Here is a 23,990-nt window from a genome sequence, read left to right on the forward strand (position 1 = left end):
ACAAAATCTCCTATAAACTTGAAATCAAAAAATTTTCATACATTTCCTTTTTAAGCTTGAAATTAGCAATCTTATTAATTTCTAAAAGTTCAGCGTATTTAAATCGCTTAACCTCATCCAAAGTGCAAACTCCCATTAAAACGGGGAAATAATATTTGCAAGTCTCACTTCTTAAATACTTCAAATAATCAAAATATTCATTTAAAATTGCACTACGATTCATAAACTGTCCTTAAAAATTTAATCTATATCTAATCTATGAATTTAAATTAATTCAAACCCAACACTACCCAGATACCAAGTCTTTGTAATTCCACCTATCATCAATATGCGGATATTTAATAAAAGTTCCATTAGCATCTTGAGCACTCTCAACATAAACTAAACTGGGCTCTTTAAATCCTGCTATCTTTTCTACTAAAGAATACTGAACAGCAAAGAAAATAGTGGGAAGCTGATATTTATATAAAAATGAATGCTCCCTGTTAGTGCTAATAATCTCATAAAATTCATCAAAAAAAGACTGCGATATCATTAAAGAGCTTATTCTCTTAAGCACAGGTAAACTATTAAGTTCTCGTCTTAAAGTTTCTTGACTAGCATCAAATCCTAAAATAGAATCCCAATCATACATAGAAATATCCCTTAAAATATATCCATAAGTCTGAAATTTAGTTAAAATCTTTAATTTATATCTCACAAGCCTAACCCCTTTCAATCTCACAATTGATTGCATGAATTACAAAATTGACAGCATCACTATTACTTGTATAACTACGACTTGGCACCTCAGAAAAAAATGCACTATTAGATACAATCTTAAGCCCCATCTGATCATTAAATACTAATGGTTTAAGTTTATCCTTTTTAGACGTCGAAGAATAAAACTGCTCATTACTAAGTTTAGTTAAAACCTTATAATCAAATGAACCTTTGGTAATCTCTAGATTGAATATATGCGTAATAGTCCTAGGATCCCTGAAACTTGGAATTGGAATATTCCTCTCCTCAGTACTAGCAGTTGCCATCACATTTGGAGAGGTTGAATATTGTAACTTCCCCCTATCTATGAGCATACCTGCAAAACTAAAAAATACTAAATCTAATGAATAATAATCCTTCATTAATCAACCTCCCTTCTTAAATAATCATTAATATCATCACTACTTATGTTTAAAACCACACTCTTAAAGCTATCATTGTATTTAATACGAATGGATAAACTTAACCCCAAAACATTATCTGCCTTTAGTCCAAATTTAATGTCACCAAAAGATACAATAAGTCCCCTTTCTTTAAATTCTTTAAATAAACATTCAAGACCTGCAGTATAAGCATTAGGTCTCCCATCAGCAAATTTTAATTGGCTAAGCTTACTATTTTGTCTATTATTTCTGTTCCAAATACGAATAAGTTCACGCGTTGATTCATTTTTTAAAAGATAATACGTAAATGCCTCGTCAATTGGACTGCCTGAACAGTCTACCCCTTCTTTGAAAGCTAAAACCCCATCATGGCCCGTCTCATTAAGAAGAGAATAAAAATTAATATTATCCCGTCTTAAATCATTAATTAAAGTCCCATCATAAATTGGTTTCGATCTTAATGTAATTCCATAAGGATTAGTTGCATGAAAAATACTAGCTTCATGCAAGTATTTAGCTGCAAACTTAAGATGCAAATTATCATTACCACTATCATACATAAAAATGGCCCCATCCCTCTGACTTACAGGAATAGCCTCTAAAAACTCAGGCAGCCTATGAAATTTAGTTGAGAATAATACAAATTTCGAAAAACCCTTCACAGCATCATAATCAGCTTTAAACATTTCTCTTACTGGCTCTACAAATACCACAAATGGATGTATATTTTTCTTTAAAAATTGAACTATGAACTTTTTATCTTTATAAATAGAAAAATTAAAAGACTTAAGCCCATCTTCACTAAAAAAATCACTAAAACTTTTTGATAAAAACTCACGCTGAGTAGTAGCCAGTTTAATCTTATCTTCATCACTCTTAAACTCTCCCTTAACTTCAATAGATTCTAAAGTCTCTTTAAAAGACGCAACACTTAAAACAAAATGTCCCTCACTTAAAACGTCGCTCTTATAAATAAGCAAAGGATTATAATAACCAATGCTATCTAATTTAACTGTATCTTCAATTAAATTAACATTAATTGTATCTTGTGGCATGTTATCTCCTATTTTTAAATTTAATTTTTCATTTTAATCTTTAATTTCAATCACCTGTATATCTGCTCTGTAAGACTGAGTTAACCCCAAAACGGCTATTCTTTCATTACAAGAAACATTAACAAAACCTCCATCTATCAAATCACCTGTGGATTTTAAGTAATAATTTAAAGATAAATCATACTCACCCTCTAGTGACTTTTGAAACTCAAATTTAAAAGAATTCTCATGCAAAAAATCCAAGAAATATTCATAAACTTTATGCAAATTAACATAAATTCTAAATTCACCAACATCCCTTACAAATCCTAGAAAACAAAGAGTAAACTTTAAGCCAAACTCATTAACATTAGAATAAAAACTCCCACTTCTTAAAACCCTAGGATCTAAGCAATCAAAACCTTTAAAGTTTATGACCACAATGTAAGAATAATTAGCTTTTAAGTCACTTAAATACAGACGATTATAAGAATTTATAATCTCTAACTTTAAAGAATGACGTTTTAAGTAATCCTTAAAAGAAAGGAATATTTTTATTAAAAAAGTTTGTGATTCATGTAAATTAAGCAACACAAATATTCTCCTTAAAGGCAATACTAAACTGCCAAAATATTAAAGCTTCCTTAGCATTAAAACGGTATAGATGATCCTTTCTTGCAAGTACACATTACAATACTTACTGATACTTACAATCTCCATCAAATCATCATCCACTTGTACCTGATCCCCCAAATCAAAATCAATCTTATCCAAGGTATAAACCTTGGCATAAATTTCTTTTGTAAATATATTTGAACCGAAAAGTTCAATATTATCTTCACCCTTAAATAAAAATACACCATCAAACTTAATAGAAGTCTCTTTATCGACCTTCCGCTCATAAGAAGCATTGCTTTTATTCCTAATTAAGCTTTTCTTAAATAAAAACATTGGCCTTGAATACCTTGTAATATTATCAGTTATAGCTAAATTAAGACCAATCATCATACAACTCCTATTAATGCCCTCTTGCAAGCCTTAATCTCTTCTACAAGATTATTAAAAGCAACGCAAAAATCTTTACTTAAAGCCTCATCACGTAATACGTAATCTGAATATTCCACCGATATCTCATTTAATCGCTCAGACTTAACTTTATTAAAATCAAAACGCAAAAGCTTGCCTCTTTTCTTAAGTTCACACCCAAGAAAATAATAAATAAGTAAAAATACCTTGCTCATACTTAAATCCCCAAGACCTAAACCCTTGCTAAGCAAAACATCCTCAAGTAATTCCACATATACATTAAATTCTTTAAAATTAAGCTCATCAGAATTAAGCATCAGTAGACTGAGTACTTTAGCATAAATCTTATCTAAATCATTATCCATCTCAAGCCCAATCTATCTTAAGTCTAAGTATTGATTCTTGACTTGCAATAATGCTGCCAATAGAAAAATCTAGAAAACTAGTCCTAAAATTACTACTTGACATCTGTGTATATGCATTTAAAATCGGAGGATGACCATCTTTTAATACCAAAAGCTTAGAACTTCTTGGATAAATTAACATCTCATCATCAAGTAAATTCGTAGTCTCAAGCTCAATATCAGCATCATTATTTATTGCCCTTAAAGAGTCAAATAACATGTCCTTATATGAATAATGATTATTACGCAATCTCTCAAGCAAGCTAGCTTTAACTTTAGGTGTTGTTAATACCTTAAAAGGAACTCTCCGCTCATCTTCCAAATTGATCTTGCCCACCTCAGCATTGCAAACCTTTATCAAATCTGAAGTTTGTGTGACCTTGACAGTTTTATCTATCTGCCCTGGAATATTTAGAAGTCCATACATGGTCTCGCGGTCTGCATCATCAACAAGAAGAGTTCTTTGAGTCTGCTTACTTGAAAAGCTTAAACCACCTCTTAAGTAATGCGAACTTAAAAGCTTATGTATCTCGGATAATGAATACCTAAGTCCTTCTCTCATATTAATATTATTAATTGCCTGAATATCTAATTTTCCATCAGGAGCATAATACGTAAAGGCATACTGAAATGGTAAATAATTAACAAGAACCACTTGTCTTTTAAACTTGATAGTAGCTACGGTACTAAAATCATTAACCTTAAGTGTTGGTAGATCTACTATGCTTGAATTCCACTTTATAACCCTTTCACTTGCAAGTGATATATCGCTACTCTCTATTTGCTCATTATCAAAAAAATGATAATATTCAGGAACTGGTTTATCTAGAGACAGAGAATCCCTAATAGTATTTATAAATTCTTCATTATTAAATAAACTTTCACTCAATGTCTAGTTTCTCCTTAAATTTTTAACTAATTTTTTTAAATTTATTTTCTAAATTTATATTTAATTAAATTACTAAAATTAAATTACTAACTACCAAAAAACTTATGTAAAATCTTAGATATAACCATAACCTTTGCACCACAAAGTCCAGGCCTATCTTTAAACTCAGAAGCATCACTTAAAGCCATTGCATGCATGTAAGTAGCATCTGCACCAATCTTTGCAAGTACTCCCATACTACCAAAAACCAATTTATCACCAGCTTTAACATTAGCATTTGAGAGTAAAATACACTCAAAACTACTAGCAATTGATATAACTGTTGCTGTTTTTGTAAAATCATCATAATCTATGCAAATCCCATAAAGATCATTACCACCACCACGTGCCACGCGAGGTGAGCTTCCATTATCAATAACCAATTTAACTCCACGTTTATAGCAGAAATCATCAGCCTGATAATTTTCAAATTTATCTGCTAAAGAATATAGCAACACTCCCCTATGGGAAAAATAAACATCAGATGCTCCAAACTGACTGGACTTATCAAAAACAGATGGATATGTGCTAGAATTTTTAAGCTGCTCTAAGACTGATGCTTGCTTATTTGCCTTTAAAGCCGCAAGTTCACGATCAAGTCTATTTTTCTCTCCAGTAAGTTTAGCTAAACTTGCCTCTAATTCAGATTTATCTGGCATAAATACTCTCCTTAAATTTTTAAATTTATTGTTTAAATAACTACTTTAATAACTTAAGATTTAATATCATAATTTAACATTATAAAAGTCTTGCCTAATTTGCAGCCACTCATTAAGCATTGCTTGTCTTAAATCTTTATAATCCTTTATTGTATTATTCGTATTTCGTAAATTTAATGCCTCTCTTGCTTTACCCTTATTAAAGGTCATTAAACCATATGAATTATTACTGTTCTTAAATGTATCAATACTTGCAAGCCTTAAGAGTATATCCTTAGTCTTATCATTTAAATTGACAATATCAAGACTTCCTGCAACTGCCAGTATCTGCTTTTCATCAACATATTTTTTAATAAGCTCGCATACTTGAATATCTAAAACCTCAACTAATGAATGCCCCGAGCTTAAAAGCTCTTGCGTACTATAACTTAAATTTAAATTATCATCAGCAAGTCTGGTTATCCAAACAGCTCTACCTAGTAATTCATCATTATTCATAGTATTAGTATTAAGATTAGTATTAACATTAGTAGCATTAACATTGCTATCAATAGTATTAATATTATTATTACTTAAACTCTGATTTGGAGAAATATCTCTTTTAAGTTCATCTGAAACTTTAATATCAGCGTTTTCCATTAATTAAACCTCCTTAAATCAAAATCTTAAATCAAAATGTAATTTACTCTTTAATATCTCAATCTCATCACTACTTAAAGAATGAGTCTTTATAATCTCTAGATATTTAGAATAAACATCAAGGAATCTTATGTCTCTTGATAATTTTTGTTCATCACTCAATACAGCCAAATCATTAAAACGCATATTAAGTCTGTAATGCTTATTAAGCTTAAGATTAACTGAGAGTGCAACTGATTCTTGCACTGTATGCAAAAAATCAATATAATTAGCCCTATCTCCCTTGCCATCACTTCCCAAACCCTTGACTTGTTCATTAAAACTTCTTGTTAGTGGTTCTTTTGTGTCAGCACCAATTTTTGCTTTTACAAGTTCAAATGCATCCTTTAAAAATGAGAGATCGTACTTTATAACCTGTAAACTTGCGTTCTCATCAGCACTATAAACTATTCCCTCATTACTCAAACCATCCTTTATTCTCTCAAGCATACGATTAAGAGTAGCTTCAACCGTACCTAAATCTTTATTTAAGTTTAAATTACTATTAAAAAATGTAGAAAATAATCCCTTACCCTTAGTATCAAGACTAATCTGATTCTTAGCATCATGCAAAGTCTCCATAAGCTCAACTAATTGTTCATCTTTATAAAACAAGAAATTATATTGCCCAATGCGCCTTTCAATCTCTGAGTATATCTGTTCTAAAAGACAAATATCTAAAAGCAAGCTTTGAGTATAGACTGGAGTATGCTCTCCTAGTACATAATCAAAATTTTCATGAATTATAACTCGACTCTTATGCAAGATAATAGACGTACCATCATCTTGAAGATATTCTAAATAATTACTACCGTAATCATCTCTTATTCGCTTATAATCTAAATACTTAAATCCAACTGGTAATTCATCATTAACACTCTTGCTTAAATCCTCATCTAGTACCTTAGGCTTAATTAAAATATATCCTGCTCCATTAAACCTATAACTTATCATGGCTTCAAGAAGCGCTTCTTTGAGTTCTAAACTTAAAGGTTGCAAATCATTTAAATCAAGTGTGGGGGAATTTAAAAAATCTAATTTAATTCCAGATCTTAATGCATCTTCTGCTGAGTTTTCTATGTAATTCCTAAAAAATAATGAATATCTGTAAAGATTTAATGGGTCGATTGCATATTTCTTAAATAATATATTTTCAAAATTATTTATACCTTTTTTAAATATCATAAACTTATTATATCAATAATAATTAATAATGTAAACTAAATATTATTTAATAATACTTCTAAAGAATATTTAAATAACTCTTACTCATAAAATAAGTAAGAGTCTACTTAAGATTTTATTTAAGATTCTACTTAAGATTTTATTTAGATTCTACAATTTTAAATTTTTCCCAAGCTTCTATCTGATCTATAAGATATAATTCATCTTCATCTATTCTTCCAACCACATTAACACGTCCATTATTAGGTGTATCTTTAAGCGCTATTTGAAATTCTCCACTATATCCTAAATATTCTGAAGAATCTATTAATAAATCGCCTCTTTTAATCGCCGCAGGTGAATGTACCATAAAATTTTGACCCTTGTAGTAATTCCTAGGCTGACTTGACCTAATTCTATAAGAAGTCAGATCTCCTCTATTAAAGTGCAGATTGTCTAAGACTACCTCTCTTTCTAAAGGAGTTATCTTAGGATTTAATTTGGCTTTAAGTTCAAGTACATACCTATTAACTCTAGATACTTTTTTTAGCTCTAAATCACTTGGAAAGCAATTTGAAATTAATACAGCATCCATTCCTTCTCTAAAGAGATCTTTAGTTTGAATCTCAATGTCTTTATTTCTATGCTCTTCTAATGTTGGAACACCATCTTTGTTAATTCCTCTTACATCTTCTTCTGCTACAGTTGAAGTTACAAATGCAGCTGTTGGTATTGAATTATGCTTAAATGCTTGCGTTTTTTTTCTAAAAAACTCTCTTGAGAGACCTGTATATTTATGAGGATAAAAGTTATGACACCCAAGTAAATTATCCTTATTTGGCTTAAAAAACATTATTGTATTCATGTGATTGTTAACACTAGTCATATTTAATTCAATTTTTAAGTCATGATCATTAAAGGTCATTAAGGCCTCTTCAATTCCTGTAAATGAATCGTCAAGTCTAATCCCCCATACCCCAAGTTTTTTGAAATAATCAAGTTTATAACAATTTCTCAGATCCCTTAAATCAATATTAAGTTTCCTAAAAATTTCAGGAGTAACATCTACAACTGCCTTCATATTATATTGTCTTGCCACATCAAGCACTTCCTTAAAGGCAATAAATTCATCCCCATCAATATAAAGTAGCGATGTAAATACTCTCGTAAACCCCAAAGATGCGCTTTTTTCAATATACTCCTTAATTTTACTTTTTGAACTTACAGTTGGATATATCGATATTCCTATTTCTCTCATTTTCTATCTCCTAAACTTTATTTGCAGACAATGCATTAATAGCAAGCTTCAATACATTCTCACCATTCATTGTTCCATAATCAATTGTATTTATTAATTCAAGGGGAATCCCTTTTGGTTTTGTGATTTCCTCTAGTTTGCCTTTTTTAAATCTTATTTGCGGCGCTACCAAAGCAATATCGAAATTATCAACTATTTCAACAAATTTTGCTTCTGCTACCGCATCGATATTTGCATCTATATTATTCTCTTTAGCATATTTTGCCATTCTTTGCATTAACATACTAGTAGACATACCAGCACCACATACGAGTAATATATTCATAATTCCTCCTTATTTTTTAAGTTCGTTAATCACTTTATAAACAGTTATTAATTCCTCAAAAATACTTAGGTCAGAAACTGCTGACATTAAATGATCCTCAGCATGAATTAAGATAAATGGTATCTTAATAAACTCTGGATTTGTTACTGAATATTGCACCACATCTTTATGTGCATCATATGCTTTCGCAAGAGACGCCCTACTCATCTCCATCATTTCTTGTGATTTTTCATAATCCCCAGCTTTAGCTGCATCTAGAGCTTCTCTTAAAAAGCTTTTAGCTTCCCCAGAATATGCTACAACAGGCATACTTACATTATCTATTAACTCTTCGGTTGTATATTCTTTACTCTTCATATCTTTAAACTATAGAAATATAGTATTCATATATTAACATGTTATGATTAATAAATACAATTATTATTAATAAATTAAATTAAACTTTATTAAATTAAATTATTAAATATTATTAAATGAGGAGATTTTTATGAACTTTCAAAAATTTATTGAAAATAAATTAATGCCTATTGCAAGCAAAACCGCTTCAAATAAATACTTAAGTGCCATCAAAGATGGATTTATAGCATCAATGCCGTTTTTAATAGTAGGGTCTTTCGTACTCCTTTTAGTTAATTTACCGTTAGTTGATCCTAATAATTTTTTATACCAACAGTGGTATGTTGATTTGATGAGTAAATATAAAGCAAATCTTATTCAACCATTTTATGTAAGTATGGGAATTATGACTATCTTTGTGTCCTTTGGTATTGGATATAGTCTGTCAAACTCTCATAAGATAAATGGCATTACGGGCGGTCTTTTATCTCTCTTCACATTTCTCATTTTATGCGGTCAATCGGATCAGATACCTTATGGAGGAGATGTACCTAAATGGGCCATTTTACCTGGAGCATCGTTTCCCATTATTGATGCTAGATATCTTGGTGCACAAGGAATATTTACAGGTATTATTGTTGCCATTTTATCAGTTGAACTTTATAGATTTTTAGTTAACAGAAAAATAATAATTAAGCTCCCAGAAAGCGTGCCTCCTGCGGTTGCAAGATCATTTGAAGCTTTAATTCCTGTCATTTTACTTACAATTATTGCTCAAACTATAAATATTGCAGTTCAAAGCACAACTGGTACTCTACTTCCAGAAATAATGATGCATATATTCAGACCAATGCTAAATATTAGTGATTCTTTATTTGGCTCTTTAATGATTGTCTTCATAATTCACATATTTTGGTTTTGTGGTATTCATGGGGGTGCTCTGGTTTCGGTCTTTTTAAGTCCAATAAGTTTGACCAATCTTGAAATTAATGCAAGAGCTTTGTCAAATAATCTCCCACTTCCTCATATTTTATCTGGAGGATTTCTTGATGTGTTTGTACATATCGGTGGAAGTGGAACAACTCTTGGACTTACTATTGCCATGATAATGAGCAAGGTTCCACACCTAAGGAATATTGGTAAAATTGCACTAGCTCCTGGTATTTTTAATATCAATGAACCTATAATCTTTGGTGCTCCAATTGTTTTAAATCCTATCTTAGGTATTCCTTTTATATTAGTTCCATTAATAAATACAACTATTGCGTATTCACTAACAAATTTTGGAGTAATTGAAAGAGTTAGCACTTTAATGCCCTGGACAACCCCAGCAGCACTAGCAGCTTTTATTTCTACTGGACTTGATCCTAAGGCTCTTATATTATCTTTGTGCTCATTAGCGCTCTCCGTATTGCTTTATTTGCCTTTCCTAAAAGCTTATGAAAAAGTACTCTTAAGACAGGAAAAAACACATAATAAAAAAATTACAGCAAATAAAAAAAATAATAATTAACATTAAGTAGCTTAAAAATTAATTAGATTAAAGGGATCAATTGGACTTAAAGATTAATAAAAATTTAAATGAAAATTGAATTTAATAATTTAATCTCACATTCAATAAAAATTGTCATTGTTTGGTACTAGGACACAAAAACATAATGTTTATGTGTCCTAAAGACCCCGGATCCTTAACTCTCGCATACTAAACATGTACCTTGCTTTCAGGACAATAATCTAGATATGTAATCTAGATATGAAAGGTAATCTAGATATGAAAATCAAAATATAAGCATTATTTTTAATCCCGATTTTGGAATTTTCAAATAAATATTAAAAAAATTGATGCTCAAAGTACATACCTAAAGCACATACTTAAAATAGTTTATTTGAATTACGCCTATTAAGACACTTTCTGTCGCATTTCACCTAGAAAAGCATTATGGGCTGTGTCCTTAACATCTTTAAATTTGTAACCATCATCATGATTTATCATCATGTCATATATCTGATCAACAGTAGCTCCACTACCAACCAATTTTAAAAAACCTGAATAATCTGCATCAGCAGCAGCAAGATCTGTATTAAATTTATCTTTATTAGCTTGATCCTTTAAAGACTCAATAGCATCAACAGCACATTTTCGTACCCTAAAAGTCAAGAAAATTACTTTCACGCAGTTTTCAAGCCTGTCTTTACCCAAGTTAACTAATAAATCGTAAAATTCAGCATCAGTATAAGTCTTGTTACTCTGAGCTCCTACATTTGGATTAGTTAATGCTTTTTGAACATACAAAACAGCTTCCTTGTATTCATCAGAAAAATTAAAGCCATCTAATAAAACTAGAACAGGTGTTCTGGAATCCTTTGGTTTTTTTATTGCATCACCCTTTCCAGGCTCACATTGCACACGCTTACACAAAGCTTCATCTTTTAAGTTACAACTATTTAATAATATTATTATCATCATAATTATTTTTAATTTATTATTAAAAATAATATTATAAATATACATAAACATTCTCCCAAATATATTTAATTATACCTAATATATTTTGCTCATCTTTAATCTGTAAAAAATTAAATTACCCTTAATACTTAAATATGTAAATACTTAAATAATATTTACATATTTAAGCTAAAAAATGCATAAAAAGTTAATTTTAAATATCTTAAGTCTCTTAAATTTCTTAAATCTCTTAAATCTTGGTAATAAATTTCAATAAACATAAAACTTAAAACTCATATTTTCTAATAAAATTATCTGTCTCTACAACAAATTCCTTATCATAATGTGTTGTTAGAGTAATTTTAATTTTGTCTCTCTTTTTAAGTTTTTCAATAAACCTCTTATTAAGGATAAGAGAAAAAGTATTATGCACTGGTATTGGAAAGATAACTTTTAAAAATTTATTATCCATTCCAGGCGCTCTCATATGAAAATCTTTAATTCTAGTAAGTTCCTCATCAGATCCCTTAAGCTTAAATGTGGTTACTTCTGCTTCTACGCCATCAAAAATAACACTTTTAATATCTATTAGCCTAGGCTCAACCATAACAAACATCAGAGTATACATCGGATAAATCTCTTCCATCATTTTTTTGTAATCCTCTTCGCCTGCCTTTAGCCTTTCCTTATAAGACTCAGTCATGTACTCTTTAATTAAAACAATACGCTTTATGCCACCAAAGTCAAACTCTTGAGAATATTCACTGTAACAAGAAAATGCATTCTCGCAAAATGACCCCGCCTCAGCTCCAAGTAAAAATACACCCATCAAGCACAATAAACATAAACGACACATTACCTGAGTAACCCAAATAAACATACATGCCTCCTTTAAGATAACAATATATTAAATAGACTATTCAACATTACCTTTTAATAGTCTATTTAAAGTTGTTTATTTAAAGTTATTTATTTATAGTTCATTAACACGCAATAAATAAACTATGAATCTATTTAATTGCATATCTTAAGGTACTCTCTGCTGTACCCCATTTTGAAAAACATCAGGGGCGTTGGTCTTAATAAGCTCAAATAAGGGATTACCAGTATGACTTATTAGCCCACCATATACCAGATCAACAGTGTTCTCACTACCCAAAGACTTTAAAAAACCAAAATACCGTTTGTCAGCAGCAGCAAGACTTCTATTAAGTTTATCTTTCTTAGCTTGATCCTTTAAAGCCTCAATAGCATCAACAATACCTTTTCGTGTCCTCAAAGTCACTGACATCCCTTCCACGATGTTTTCAAGCCTGTCTTTACCCAAGTTAACTAATAAATCGTAAAATTCAGCATCAGTATAAGTCTTGTTACTCTGAGCTCCTGCATTTGGATCAGTTAATGGCTTTTTTATATAAAAAACAGCTTCCTTGTATTCATCAGAAAAATTAAAGTCATCTAATAAAATTTGAATAGGTGTTCTGGTATCCTTTAATTTTTTCATTGCATCACCCTTTCCATGCTCACTACCCAAAGCTTCATCTTTGAATTTACAACTATTTAATAATATTATTATCATTATTATTTTTAATTTCTTTAATTTATTATTAAAAATAATATTATAAATATCCATAAATATCCTCCATCAATATTTAATTATACCTAATATATTTGCTTATCTTTAATCTGTAAAAAATTAAATACTAGCCTTAATACTTAAATACTATTTACATATTTAAGCTAAAAAGTGCATAAAATGCATAAAAAGTTAATTTTAAATATCTTAAGTCTCTTAAATTTCTTAAGTCTCTTAAATCTTGGTAATAAATTTTAATAAACATAAAACTTAAAACTCATATTTTCTAATAAAATTATCTGTCTCTAAAACAAATTCCTTATCATAATGAGTTATTAGAGTAATTTTAATTTTGTCTCTAGCTTTAAGTTTATCAATAAACCTCTTCTTAAGATGAATAGTGAAAGTATTATGCACTGGTATTGGAAATATAAATTCTGCAAATTTATTATCCATTCCAGGCGCTTCCATCTGAAAATCTTTAACTTTAGCAAGTCGCTCATCAAATCCATCATACTCAAATATGGATACTTCTGCTTCTACACCATCAAAAATAACACTTTTAATATCTATTAGCCTAGGCTCAACCATAACAAACCTCAGAGTATACATCGGATAAATCTCTTCCATCATTTTTTTGTAATCCTCTTCGCCTGCCTTTAGCCTTTCTCTATAAGGCTCAGTCATGTACTTTTTAAAGAAAGAAATACTCTTTATGCTACCAAAATTAAACTCTTGAGAATATTCCTTGTAACAAGAAAATGCATTCTCGCAAAATGACCCCGCCTCAGCTCCAAGTAAAAATACACCCATCAAGCACAATAAACATAAACGACACATTACCTGAGTAACCCAAATAAACATACATGCCTCCTTTAAGATAACAATATATTAAATAGACTATTCAACATTACCTTTTAATAGTCTATTTAAAGTTGTTTATTTAAAGTTCATTAATACACAATAAATAAATAATTTATTTAAATTGCGTATCTTTAATTGCGTATCTTAAGGTACTCTCTGCTGTGCCCCATTTTGAAAAATATCAGGGAATTTGGTCTTAATACTCTCAAATAAGGTACTACCAGTATGACTTATTAGCCCACCATATACCAGATCAACAGTATTCTCACTACCCAAAGATTTTAAAAAACTAAAATACTGTTTGTCAACAACAACAAGATAGAAATCAAGTTCATCTTTCTCGGTTTGATCCTTTAAAGCCTCAATAGTATCAACAATACCTTTTCGTGCCCTCAAAGTCACTGACATCCCTTTCGCGATGTTTTCAAGCCTGTCTTTACCCAAGTTAACTAATAAATCGTAAAATTCAGCATCAGTATAAGTCTTGTTACTCGGAGCTCCTGCATTTGGATCAGTTAATGGCTTTTTTATATAAAAAACAGCTTCCTTGTATTCATCAGAAAAATTAAAGCCATCTAATAAAATTTGAATAGGTGTTCTGGCATCCTTTAGTTTTTTATCTTCATCCAGTTTCCCATTTTCATCTAGTTTCCCATTTCCATCTAGTTTTTTCATTGCATCACCCTTTCCATGCTCACTACCCAAAGCTTCATCTTTGAATTTACAACTATTTAATAATATTATTATTATCATTATTATTTTTAATTTATTTAATTTATTATTAAAAATAATATTATAAATATCCATAAATATCCTCCATCAATATTTAATTATACCTAATATATTTGCTTATCTTTAATCTGTAAAAAATTAAATTACCCTTAATACTACTCTTAAATAATATTAAATATTTAAGCTAAAAAGTGCATAAAAAGTTAATTTTAAATATCTTAAGTCTCTTAAATTTCTTAAGTCTCTTAAATCTTGATAATAAATTTTAATAAACATAAAACTTAAAACTCATATTTTCTAATAAAATTATCTGTCTCTAAAACAAATTCCTTATCATAATGAGTTATTAGAGTAATTTTAATTTTATCTCTAGCTTTAAGCTTATCAACAAACATCCTTCTAAGATGAATAGTGAAAGTATTATGCACTGGTATTGGAAAGATAACTTTTAAAAATTTCGGATTAACATCAGGATGCCCCATATGAAAATCTTTAATTCCAGCAAGTTGCGCACTATAATCATAAAGATTAAATATTGATACTTCTGCTTCTACACCATCAAAAATAACACTTTTAAAATTAATTGCTCGCGGTTCACCCACTATTTCAAATGATAAAGAATAATCTGGATAAGACTCTTCAATTTCTTTTCTGGACCTATCATAATATGGCGTCTTTAATTTTTCCTTATAAGACTCTGAGAGGACTTTTTCCGCAAAAATAATACGCCTTATCCCACCAAAATTAAACTCTTGAGAATATTCTTTAATACAAACATATTCATTCTCACAAAATGATTCAAGCGCAGCTCCAAGCGGAAATACACCCATCAAGCACAATAAACATAAACGACAAATTACCTGAGTAACCCAAATAAACATACATGCCTCCTTTAAGATAACAATATATTAAATAGACTATTCAACATTATCTTTTAAATTGTTTATTTAAAGTTCATTAATAAATCATAAATAAACAATTTATTTAAATTGCGTATCTTAAGGCACTCTCTGCTACATTTCATTTCGCAAAACAAGCCATGCGTCATCTCTAATCTTAGCAAACCCTTGTGAGCCAGTATGATTTTTAATATTATTAAATATCACATCAACATTAGCTATGTTAAAAACAGATTTTAAAAATGTACGGTATGCATTATCTATATTATCAAAATTTTGCGCAAGTTCATCTTTCTTAGCTTGATTTTTTTTAATAGTATCAATAGCATCAAAAGCATTTCGTCGTTCTCTAAGGGTAAGTAAAATTATCCTTACACTATTTTTAAGCTTATATTTCCCCAATTTGACTAATAAATCGTAAAATTCAGCATCAGTATAAGTCTTATAGCCTCTTACACGCCCAATATCAGAATCAGTTAATGGCTTTTTTATATAAAAAACAGCTGCCTTGTATTCATCAGAAAAATTAAAGTCATCTAATAAAATTTGAATAGGTGTTCTGGCATCCTTTAATTTTTTCATTGCATCACCCTTTCCAGGCTCACTACCCAAAGCTTCATCTTTGAAGTTACAACTATTTAATAATATTATTATTACCATTATTATTTTTAATTTCTTTAATTTATTATTATAAATATCCATAAACATTCTCCCAAATATATTTAAATAGGCTTAATTATAAGTTAATCTAATTATAAGTTTATCATCTTTGCTTTATATTTAACAAACAATAATAAACCTTAAAACCCATATTTTTTAAGAAAATTCTCAGTCTCTAAAACAAATTCCTTATCATAATGAGAAGTTAGAGTAATTTTAAGTCTGTCTCTAGCTTTAAGCTTATCAATAAACCTCCTTCTAAGGCTGATAGTGAATGTATTATGCACTGGAACTGGAAATGTATGTTGTAAAAATCCTACATTAACATCAAAGTCTCCCATCTTAAAGTCTCCCATCTTAAAGTCTCCCATCTGAAAATCCTTAATTTTAACAAGTTGAACACTAGGATCAGAAAGATTAAATATTGATACTTCGGCTTCTACACCATCAAAAACAACACTTTTAAAATTAATTGCTCGCGGCCCATCAACTATTTCAAACTTTAAATAATAAGCTGGGTAACCCTCTTCAACTGATTTTATGTACTCCTTGCTGTATGCTCTTGTCTTTATCTCTTTCCTATAAGACTCAGTCATGTCCGATTCTAAAAAAGAAATACTTTTTATGCTACCAGAGTCAAACTCTTTAGAATACCGCCTGTAACAAAAATATCCACCCTCACAAAATGATTCAATCTCAGCTCCAAGCAAAAACACACTCAACATGCAAAATTGAACATACATTAACATTCTCACAATCACTTGAGTAAACATATATGCCTCCTTTAAAGACAACAATTCTTAAGATAACAATCTTAAAGATAACAACTTTTAAAGATAAACTTAAGATAAATAACTACGGTAATGGTTCGAAAATCTCAAGAAATCGACTCAAATTTGCCGCACTGACTTTAAAATTATATTCCCTCGAAAGCCCACTCATAGGCTCAATGCAAATAACATTAAATTTTAAGTCACCCTTAGCTTCCTTAACTAATTCTTTCCACTTTAATCTGTAAGCCTCAAAATAAATCCCATCAATTCTAGTCCATTTTCCATCCCGATTATACATATCAACTTCCTCTTCATCGGGAAACCTATCAATATGAACAACACTTCCCATTAAGTCGATTGTCTTTAACTTAATCTCATGATCATTCTTAAGCGCAACAAATATGCTCATATAGCTCTTATAATAATCATAATTAATTTCAAACAAATTATCCTCATTAGTTAAACTTAGATTAATGTTGCCTGAGAGTATCTTATTACTTAAATAAGATACCCTAAGCTCTTCAGACTCTTTTGCAAACAAATCATAAAATACAAATAAACTGACTGCTATTAATAATTTTAAAAAGAGTTTATATACTTTCATAATTAAATACTCCCCTAAAATTAATTTTTCATTAATGTTACATTAATATAACACTAAAATACATATTAATACATGCATTATATATGCCAATATTAATTCCCAAATTTAAGTTTAAAACTTAAAATTCATACTCTTTAAGAAAATTCTCAGTCTCTAACACAAACTCCTTATCATAATGAGTTATTAGAGTAATTTTAATTTTGTCTCTAGATTTAAGCTTATCAATAAACCCCCTTCTAAGGCTGATAGTGAATGTATTATGCACTGGAGATGGAAAAATAATTTCTAAAAATCTTTTATTAGCATCAGGCGATCCCATCTGAAAATCTTTAATTCTAACAAGTTGCACACTAGGCTCATAAAGATTAAATATTGATACTTCGGCTTCTACACCATCAAAAACAACACTTTTAAAATTAACTGCTCGCGGTTCACCCACTATTTCAAATGATAAAAAATAAGCTGGATAACCCTTTAGCATCCCACTTGTATCCTCCCTGTCACTCATTCTCTTTATTTCTTCCCTAAAAGACTCTGCAAGATCCTCTTCCGCAAAAGAAATACTCTTTATGCTACCAAAGTCAAACTCTTTTGAATATTCCCTGTAACAAAAATATTTATTCTCACAAAATTGTTCAATCTTAGCTCCAAGCAAAAATACACCTAGCACGCAAAATTGAACAAACATTAACATTCGAATAATCACTTGAGTAAACATATATGCCTCCTTAAAGATAACAACTTTTAAAGATAAACTTAAGATAAATAACTACTGTAGGTCCTAAAATATCAATATACTACTTCGAAAATATCAATCATGCGACTCAAATTTGCTGCACTAACTTTAAAAGTATACTTCCGCTCAAGTTTATTCTCAACTTCAATACACTCAACATTAAATTTTAAGTCACCCTTGGCTTTTTTAATCAGTTCTCTCCACTCTAACTTGCAATTCTCAAAATCAATCCCAATAGTACTATACCATCTTTCATTCTTATGATTACCAGTCATCCCAGACAAGCTGAAAGTCCTCCCGTAAATACAATGCGACTCTCCATTTAAATCAATTGTCTTTAACTCAATTTCACGATCATTATTAAGCTCAAGATATACATTTACAACACCAACATAAGAGTTATAACCAATTACAAACGCACTACCATCATCATTAGTTAAATTCAATGTAATGCCGCCTGATCTATTCTGATTGCTGAAATAATATATCTTAAACTCCTCAGACTCAAGAGCACAAACATCATAAAATACAAGTAAATTGACTGCTATTAATAATTTTAAAAAGAGTTTATATGCTTTCATAATTAAATACTCTCCCCTAAAATTAAATTTTCATTAATGTTACATTAATATAACATTAATGTTTTACTAAAATACATATTAATATATGCATTAATATATGAATTATATATGCCAATATTAATTCCCAATTTAAAGTTTAAAACTTAAAATTCATACTCTTTAAGAAAATTATCAGTCTCTACAACAAATTCCTTATCATAATGAGTTATTAGAGTAATTTTAATTTTGTCTCTAGATTTAAGCTTATCAATAAGCCTCTTTCTAAGATGAATAGTAAAAGTATTACGCACTGGTATTGGAAAAATAAGGTTTAAAAAACTTTTATTAACATCAGGCGATCCCATCTGAAAATCTTTAATTCCAGCAAGTTGCGCACTAGGCTCATAAAGATTAAATATAGATACCTCTGCTTCTACACCATCAAAAATAACACTTTTAAAATTAACTGCCCGAGGTTCACCAACTATTTCAAACGATAAAGAATAATCTGGATAACCCTCTTCAATTGCTTTTCTATACTCTTCATTACGCATTGTCTTTAGCTCTTCCCTACGAGACTTCAAGAGATCCATTTCTACAAAAGAAATACTCTTTATGCTACCAAAGTTAAACTCCTTAGAATATCGCCTGTAACAAAAATATTTATTCTCACAAGATTGTTCAATCTTAGCTCCAAGCAAAAATACACCTAGCACGCAAAATTGAACAAACATTAACATTCGAATAATCACTTGAGTAAACATATATGCCTCCTTAAAGATAACAATTTTTAAAATAACAACTTTTAAGATGACAATCTTAAAGATAAACTTAAGATAAATGACTACTGTAATGATTTAAAAATATTAATAATATACTACTTCAAAAATATCAAGTAAGCGACTCAAATTTGCTGCACTAACTTTAAAAGTATACTTCCGCTCAAGTTTACCCATCTCTTCAATACACTCAACATTAAATTTTAAGTCTCCTCCATTAGCTTGCCTTATAAGTTCTCTCCACTCTGGCTTGCAATGCTTAAAATTAAACTGATCAACATCACTACTCCATTTCCCATTATCAAGAGCTTCATCAATGACGCCACTCTCCCTGTAAAAATAGAGAAACTTTCCATTTAAGTCAATCTTCTTTAGTTCCATTGCACGATCACTTTTAAGATCAAGAGATATGTTTATCTTATCAAAATAACCATCATAACTGACTGCAAATACATTACCATCATTATCAGTCAAATTTAATGTAATAAAGCCTAATCTAGGCTTATTGCTTCCATACACTACTTTAAATTCTTCAGACTCAACAGCACAAACATCATAAAATACAAATAAATTGACTGCTAGTAATAATTTTAAAAAGAGTTTATATACTTTCATAATTAAATACTCCCCTAAAATTAAATTTTCATTAAAATTTAATTAAAAAATTATCAATATAACATTAATGTTTTTTAAACATTAATATATGAATTATATATGCCAACATTAATTTCCAAGTTTAAGTTTAAAGCCTTAAAATTCATACTCTTTAAGAAAATTATCTGTCTCTACAACAAATTCCTTATCATAATGAGTTATTAGAGTAATTTTAAGTCTATCTTTCTATACTCTTCATCACGCATTGTCTTTAGCTCTTCCCTACGAGACTTCAAGAGATCCATTTCTACAAAATAAATACTCTTTATGCTACCAAAGTTAAACTCCTTAGAATATCGCCTGTAACAAAAATATTTATTCTCACAAGATTGTTCAATCTTAGCTCCAAGCAAAAATACACCTAGCACGCAAAATTGAACAAACATTAACATTCGAATAATCACTTGAGTAAACATATATGCCTCCTTAAAGATAACAATTTTTAAAATAACAACTTTTAAGATGACAATCTTAAAGATAAACTTAAGATAAATGACTACTGTAATGATTTAAAAATATTAATAATATACTACTTCAAAAATATCAAGTAAGCGACTCAAATTTGCTGCACTGACTTTAAAGCAATACTTCCGCTCAAGTTTACCCATCTCTTCAATACACTCAACATTAAATTTTAAGTCTCCTCCATTAGCTTGCTTTATAAGCTCTCTCCACTCTGGCTTGCAATGCTTAAAATCAAACTGATCAACACTACTACTCCATTTCCCATTACCAAGGGATTCATTAATGACAGCGCTCTTCATGTAAAAATAGAGAAACTTTCCATTTAAGTCAATCTTCTTTAATCGCATTGCACGATCACTTTTAAGATCAAGAGATACGTTTATATCATTAAAATAAGCATCATAACTGATTGCAAACACATTCCCATCATTATCAGTCAAATTCAATGTAATAACGCCTAATCTATGCTGATTGCTTCCATACACTACTTTAAATTCTTCAGACTCAACAGCACAAACATCATAAAATACAAATAAATTGACTGCTAGTAATAATTTTAAAAAGAGTTTATATACTTTCATAATTAAATACTCCCCTAAAATTAAATTTTCATTAAAATTTAATTAAAAAATATCAATATAACATTAATGTTTTTTTAACATTAATATATGAATTATATATGCCAACATTAATTTCCAAGTTTAAGTTTAAAGCCTTAACTTACATACTCTTTAATAAAATTATCTGTCTCTAAAACAAACTCTTTATCATAATGAGTTATTAGAGTAATTTTAAGTCTGTCTCTAGCTTTAAGTTTATCAATAAACCTCTTCTTAAGGACGATAGTGAATGTATTACGCACTGGAACTGGAAAGATAAGGTTTAAAAATTTCGGATTAACATCAGGTCTTCCCATCTGAAAATCTTTAATTCTAGCAAGTTCAAAATTAGGCTCATCAAGATGAAATATGGATACTTCGGCTTCTACACCATCAAAAATAACCTTCTTAAAATTAATTGCTCGCGGTTCACCCACTATTTCAAATGATAAATAATAAGCTGGGTAACCCTTTAGCATTACACTTTTAAATCTCTCATCACTCATTACAGTTATTTCTGCTTTATAAGCCTCTGAAAGGCTCTCTTCCATAAAAATAATACGCCTTATGCTACCAAAGTTAAACTCTTTAGAATATTCCCTGCGACAATAACCTTCACTCTCACAAGATGACCCCGCCTTTGCTCCAAGCAAAAATACACCTATCAAGCACAACAAACATAAACGACAAATTACCTTAGTAACCACATATACCTCCACGACAATATATTATCAATATATTTAAGGGGCAATTAATTATTGTAATAAGTCTGAGATATAAAGCATATTACTCAAACTTTCTGCACTAATTTTAAAGTAATACTCCCGCTCAATCATACGCTCAACTTCAATGCAAACAACACAAAATTGTAAGTCTTCTCCATTAGCTTGCTTTATAAATTCTCTCCACTCTGACTTGTAGCTAGCCAAATAAACATCAATCCCCCAAGCAGTCCATCTTCCATCCCGATTATACATAGCAACTAACTCATCCATGGTAGATTTGTAGCCCACATGGAAAACACTTCCCATTAAATCAATCGACTTTAGTTTAATTGCACGATCACTCATAAGTTCAAGCATTATACGTATATTATCACCACCAACATAAATTGAAAACAAATTATAATCACTAAACAAATATAATCTAACGCTACCTAAGCCATTACTATTGCTTGAATGACGTATTTTAAAGGATTCTTTTGCAAAAACATCACAAAATACAAGTAAGTTGACTATAAATAGTAATTTTAAAAAGAGTTTATATACCTTCATAATTAAATACTCCCCTAAAATTAAACTTTTCATCACTTATTCATCAATAATATATATATGCTCAAGTCTATACCTAAAACAGGTATTAATCAACCTTACTCAAAAGCTTTAAATATTAATCTGAATTTATGAAATTCCTACAATAATTCCTACAATAATGAATATTTAACTTTAAAAGTCATATTTTTTAATAAAATTAAGTCTTAAACTTAAAACAAAAATACAGCATAATTAGGATTGCCCAATTAAACTTGTAAGTAATAAATTTACTAGAATTGCTTCCCTTAATAGGTTCCTTATTACAAGCTCTTAAGTATCCTGAATTTTAGCAGTAAGTCTGCTATATCACTTATCAGTACAAAGAAATGGTAAGACCCATCGATTAACTAAATGCATAACAGTATCTTTACTCTTAATTCTAGGTGCGATTAAAGCACATTTTACTAAGGTAAAGTTCCTATAACATTTAAAATACTATATAATAATTATATAAGGAGATTCTTATGGGACACGCGCAACCAGTAATTACACAGCAAATGGTTATAGCTGAACTTATTAAAGCTGGTATAAATAGAGATATTGCTGCTGACCTCTCTTTCAGGTATTACCGTAATGAGCTTACTTACAAAGATATTGAGTATTTAGAGAGTAATTTTAACTTAAAACTTGAAATGTTAGAACGTAGCTTAAAATCTGAGATTATATCCGTTAAAACTGAACTTAATAACAAAGTAGATATTAAATTCAATGAACTCGACAATAAAGTAGATACTGTTGAGAATAATCTTAACACCAGGATTGATACTAAATTTAATGAACTTGACAATAAAATAGATACTGTTGAGAATAATCTTAACACTAAGATTGATACTAAATTCAATGAACTTGACAATAAAGTAGATACTGTTGAGAATAATCTTAACACCAGGATTGATACTAAATTTAATGAACTTGACAATAAAATAGATACTGTTGAGAATAATCTTAACACCAGGATTGATACTAAATTTAATGAACTTGACAATAAAATAGATACTGTTGAGAATAATCTTAACACTAAGATTGATACTAAATTCAATGAACTTGACAATAAAATAGATACTGTTGAGAATAATCTTAACACTAAGATTGATACTAAATTCAATGAACTTGACAATAAAATAGATACTGTTGAGAATAATCTTAACACTAAGATTGATACTAAATTCAATGAACTTGACAATAAAATAGATACTGTTGAGAATAATCTTAACACTAAGATTGATACTAAATTCAATGAACTTGACAATAAAATAGATATTAATAAAATGGAATCTAAAAGTACATCAAGATTACATACTTGGATGTTTGGAACTATTATTACACTTAATATAGGAATAATCTTAGCATTAATATCAATGTTAAGTAAGTAA

Annotated in this window: 34 protein-coding genes; 2 read left to right on the top strand and 32 right to left on the bottom strand. The window is 29.5% G+C overall.

The genetic code is table 11. From position 1 onward, the window contains the following. Positions 1-10: 10 nt before the first annotated feature. The 14 genes from bhYOR_RS05785 to bhYOR_RS05850 form a co-directional block, all read right to left on the bottom strand. A complete protein-coding gene (locus tag bhYOR_RS05785) occupies positions 11-223 on the bottom strand; it encodes a DUF1322 family protein (RefSeq protein ID WP_020732423.1) in 213 nt (70 codons plus the stop codon). Positions 224-286: 63 nt separating this feature from the next. Further along, positions 287-700, bottom strand: a complete 414-nt coding sequence (locus tag bhYOR_RS05790; protein WP_025400311.1) for a DUF1473 family protein — start codon at positions 698-700, stop codon at positions 287-289. 4 nt (positions 701-704) lie between these two features. Beyond that, positions 705-1,124 carry a DUF1463 family protein gene (locus bhYOR_RS05795; RefSeq protein ID WP_020732425.1) on the bottom strand — a complete coding sequence of 140 codons (420 nt, stop codon included), beginning with the start codon at positions 1,122-1,124 and terminating at the stop codon, positions 705-707. Further along, complete coding sequence (locus tag bhYOR_RS05800; RefSeq protein ID WP_025434217.1) at positions 1,124-2,200, bottom strand: DUF787 family protein; 1,077 nt, start codon at positions 2,198-2,200, stop codon at positions 1,124-1,126. The genes bhYOR_RS05795 and bhYOR_RS05800 overlap by 1 nt, the downstream gene beginning before the upstream one ends. Positions 2,201-2,233: 33 nt before the next feature. Next, a complete protein-coding gene (locus bhYOR_RS05805) occupies positions 2,234-2,773 on the bottom strand; it encodes a DUF764 family protein (RefSeq protein ID WP_025400313.1) in 540 nt (179 codons plus the stop codon). Between the two features lie 39 nt (positions 2,774-2,812). Continuing rightward, positions 2,813-3,184 (bottom strand): DUF1506 family protein, encoded by a 372-nt coding sequence (locus tag bhYOR_RS05810; RefSeq protein WP_241763742.1) that lies wholly within the window; start codon positions 3,182-3,184, stop codon positions 2,813-2,815. Next, positions 3,184-3,570: a DUF3890 domain-containing protein gene (locus bhYOR_RS05815; protein ID WP_025400315.1), complete on the bottom strand. Its 387-nt coding sequence runs from the start codon at positions 3,568-3,570 to the stop codon at positions 3,184-3,186. Before bhYOR_RS05815 ends, bhYOR_RS05810 begins: the two co-directional genes overlap by 1 nt. A gap of 1 nt (position 3,571) precedes the next feature. Further along, on the bottom strand, positions 3,572-4,498 hold the full coding sequence (locus bhYOR_RS05820; protein WP_025434218.1) for a hypothetical protein: 927 nt from the start codon (positions 4,496-4,498) through the stop codon (positions 3,572-3,574). A gap of 86 nt (positions 4,499-4,584) precedes the next feature. After that, positions 4,585-5,196: a DUF228 domain-containing protein gene (locus bhYOR_RS05825; protein WP_025400317.1), complete on the bottom strand. Its 612-nt coding sequence runs from the start codon at positions 5,194-5,196 to the stop codon at positions 4,585-4,587. A gap of 66 nt (positions 5,197-5,262) precedes the next feature. Continuing rightward, complete coding sequence (locus tag bhYOR_RS05830; RefSeq protein WP_025434219.1) at positions 5,263-5,835, bottom strand: DUF1357 family protein; 573 nt, start codon at positions 5,833-5,835, stop codon at positions 5,263-5,265. A gap of 18 nt (positions 5,836-5,853) precedes the next feature. Next, on the bottom strand, positions 5,854-7,059 hold the full coding sequence (locus bhYOR_RS05835; protein WP_040126266.1) for an anti-CBASS protein Acb1 family protein: 1,206 nt from the start codon (positions 7,057-7,059) through the stop codon (positions 5,854-5,856). A 139-nt stretch (positions 7,060-7,198) separates the two neighbouring features. Beyond that, positions 7,199-8,296, bottom strand: a complete 1,098-nt coding sequence (locus tag bhYOR_RS05840) for a DUF871 domain-containing protein (protein ID WP_025434220.1) — start codon at positions 8,294-8,296, stop codon at positions 7,199-7,201. A 10-nt stretch (positions 8,297-8,306) separates the two neighbouring features. Then, positions 8,307-8,621, bottom strand: a complete 315-nt coding sequence (locus bhYOR_RS05845; RefSeq protein ID WP_025434221.1) for a PTS sugar transporter subunit IIB — start codon at positions 8,619-8,621, stop codon at positions 8,307-8,309. 9 nt (positions 8,622-8,630) lie between these two features. Continuing rightward, the gene (locus bhYOR_RS05850; RefSeq protein ID WP_025434222.1) at positions 8,631-8,978 is read right to left on the bottom strand and encodes a PTS lactose/cellobiose transporter subunit IIA; all 348 of its coding nucleotides are present in this window, start codon (positions 8,976-8,978) and stop codon (positions 8,631-8,633) included. Between the two features lie 130 nt (positions 8,979-9,108). Here bhYOR_RS05850 and celB point away from each other — a divergent pair, with 130 nt between their 5' ends. After that, a complete protein-coding gene (gene celB, locus bhYOR_RS05855; RefSeq protein WP_247088473.1) occupies positions 9,109-10,470 on the top strand; it encodes a PTS cellobiose transporter subunit IIC in 1,362 nt (453 codons plus the stop codon). A gap of 387 nt (positions 10,471-10,857) precedes the next feature. Here celB and bhYOR_RS05860 read toward each other — a convergent pair whose 3' ends face one another. The 18 genes from bhYOR_RS05860 to bhYOR_RS05940 all read right to left on the bottom strand — a co-directional run bounded on the left by bhYOR_RS05860 (position 10,858) and on the right by bhYOR_RS05940 (position 22,611). Continuing rightward, positions 10,858-11,469: a BTA121 domain-containing protein surface lipoprotein gene (locus tag bhYOR_RS05860; protein ID WP_025434223.1), complete on the bottom strand. Its 612-nt coding sequence runs from the start codon at positions 11,467-11,469 to the stop codon at positions 10,858-10,860. 220 nt (positions 11,470-11,689) lie between these two features. Continuing rightward, positions 11,690-12,283 carry a hypothetical protein gene (locus bhYOR_RS05865; protein WP_025434224.1) on the bottom strand — a complete coding sequence of 198 codons (594 nt, stop codon included), beginning with the start codon at positions 12,281-12,283 and terminating at the stop codon, positions 11,690-11,692. Between the two features lie 147 nt (positions 12,284-12,430). Next, positions 12,431-13,036: a BTA121 domain-containing protein surface lipoprotein gene (locus bhYOR_RS05870; RefSeq protein WP_025434225.1), complete on the bottom strand. Its 606-nt coding sequence runs from the start codon at positions 13,034-13,036 to the stop codon at positions 12,431-12,433. 213 nt (positions 13,037-13,249) lie between these two features. Then, positions 13,250-13,843 carry a hypothetical protein gene (locus tag bhYOR_RS05875; RefSeq protein WP_025434226.1) on the bottom strand — a complete coding sequence of 198 codons (594 nt, stop codon included), beginning with the start codon at positions 13,841-13,843 and terminating at the stop codon, positions 13,250-13,252. 144 nt (positions 13,844-13,987) lie between these two features. Then, positions 13,988-14,650 (bottom strand): BTA121 domain-containing protein surface lipoprotein, encoded by a 663-nt coding sequence (locus bhYOR_RS05880; RefSeq protein WP_025434227.1) that lies wholly within the window; start codon positions 14,648-14,650, stop codon positions 13,988-13,990. A gap of 206 nt (positions 14,651-14,856) precedes the next feature. After that, positions 14,857-15,456, bottom strand: a complete 600-nt coding sequence (locus tag bhYOR_RS05885; protein WP_025434228.1) for a hypothetical protein — start codon at positions 15,454-15,456, stop codon at positions 14,857-14,859. Positions 15,457-15,588: 132 nt separating this feature from the next. Beyond that, positions 15,589-16,176: a BTA121 domain-containing protein surface lipoprotein gene (locus bhYOR_RS05890; protein ID WP_025400327.1), complete on the bottom strand. Its 588-nt coding sequence runs from the start codon at positions 16,174-16,176 to the stop codon at positions 15,589-15,591. Positions 16,177-16,274: 98 nt separating this feature from the next. After that, positions 16,275-16,907, bottom strand: coding sequence for a hypothetical protein (locus bhYOR_RS05895; RefSeq protein ID WP_025434229.1), 633 nt, complete (start codon positions 16,905-16,907; stop codon positions 16,275-16,277). Between the two features lie 82 nt (positions 16,908-16,989). Then, positions 16,990-17,511, bottom strand: coding sequence for a hypothetical protein (locus bhYOR_RS05900; RefSeq protein ID WP_025400329.1), 522 nt, complete (start codon positions 17,509-17,511; stop codon positions 16,990-16,992). A gap of 118 nt (positions 17,512-17,629) precedes the next feature. Further along, positions 17,630-18,229 (bottom strand): hypothetical protein, encoded by a 600-nt coding sequence (locus bhYOR_RS05905; protein ID WP_025434230.1) that lies wholly within the window; start codon positions 18,227-18,229, stop codon positions 17,630-17,632. Between the two features lie 71 nt (positions 18,230-18,300). Next, the gene (locus tag bhYOR_RS05910) at positions 18,301-18,828 is read right to left on the bottom strand and encodes a hypothetical protein (protein ID WP_025434231.1); all 528 of its coding nucleotides are present in this window, start codon (positions 18,826-18,828) and stop codon (positions 18,301-18,303) included. 143 nt (positions 18,829-18,971) lie between these two features. Next, entirely contained in the window at positions 18,972-19,571 is a 600-nt protein-coding gene (locus bhYOR_RS05915; protein ID WP_025434232.1) for a hypothetical protein, read from the bottom strand. A gap of 102 nt (positions 19,572-19,673) precedes the next feature. Further along, positions 19,674-20,201, bottom strand: a complete 528-nt coding sequence (locus bhYOR_RS05920; protein ID WP_025434233.1) for a hypothetical protein — start codon at positions 20,199-20,201, stop codon at positions 19,674-19,676. Positions 20,202-20,336: 135 nt separating this feature from the next. Next, positions 20,337-20,411, bottom strand: coding sequence for a hypothetical protein (locus tag bhYOR_RS08370; RefSeq protein WP_155265607.1), 75 nt, complete (start codon positions 20,409-20,411; stop codon positions 20,337-20,339). Next, positions 20,402-20,656 carry a hypothetical protein gene (locus bhYOR_RS05925; RefSeq protein ID WP_025434234.1) on the bottom strand — a complete coding sequence of 85 codons (255 nt, stop codon included), beginning with the start codon at positions 20,654-20,656 and terminating at the stop codon, positions 20,402-20,404. The genes bhYOR_RS08370 and bhYOR_RS05925 overlap by 10 nt, the downstream gene beginning before the upstream one ends. A 102-nt stretch (positions 20,657-20,758) precedes the next feature. Continuing rightward, positions 20,759-21,286 (bottom strand): hypothetical protein, encoded by a 528-nt coding sequence (locus bhYOR_RS05930; RefSeq protein WP_025434235.1) that lies wholly within the window; start codon positions 21,284-21,286, stop codon positions 20,759-20,761. 134 nt (positions 21,287-21,420) lie between these two features. Then, positions 21,421-22,011, bottom strand: coding sequence for a hypothetical protein (locus bhYOR_RS05935; protein WP_025434236.1), 591 nt, complete (start codon positions 22,009-22,011; stop codon positions 21,421-21,423). Between the two features lie 48 nt (positions 22,012-22,059). Further along, positions 22,060-22,611: a hypothetical protein gene (locus tag bhYOR_RS05940; RefSeq protein WP_247088475.1), complete on the bottom strand. Its 552-nt coding sequence runs from the start codon at positions 22,609-22,611 to the stop codon at positions 22,060-22,062. Between the two features lie 470 nt (positions 22,612-23,081). On the opposite strand from bhYOR_RS05940, the gene bdr reads away from it, so the two are divergent. Continuing rightward, entirely contained in the window at positions 23,082-23,990 is a 909-nt protein-coding gene (gene bdr, locus bhYOR_RS05945) for a Bdr family repetitive protein (RefSeq protein WP_025434237.1), read from the top strand.

The organism is Borrelia nietonii YOR (assembly GCF_023035795.1).
Taxonomy (GTDB): Bacteria; Spirochaetota; Spirochaetia; order Borreliales; family Borreliaceae; genus Borrelia; species Borrelia hermsii.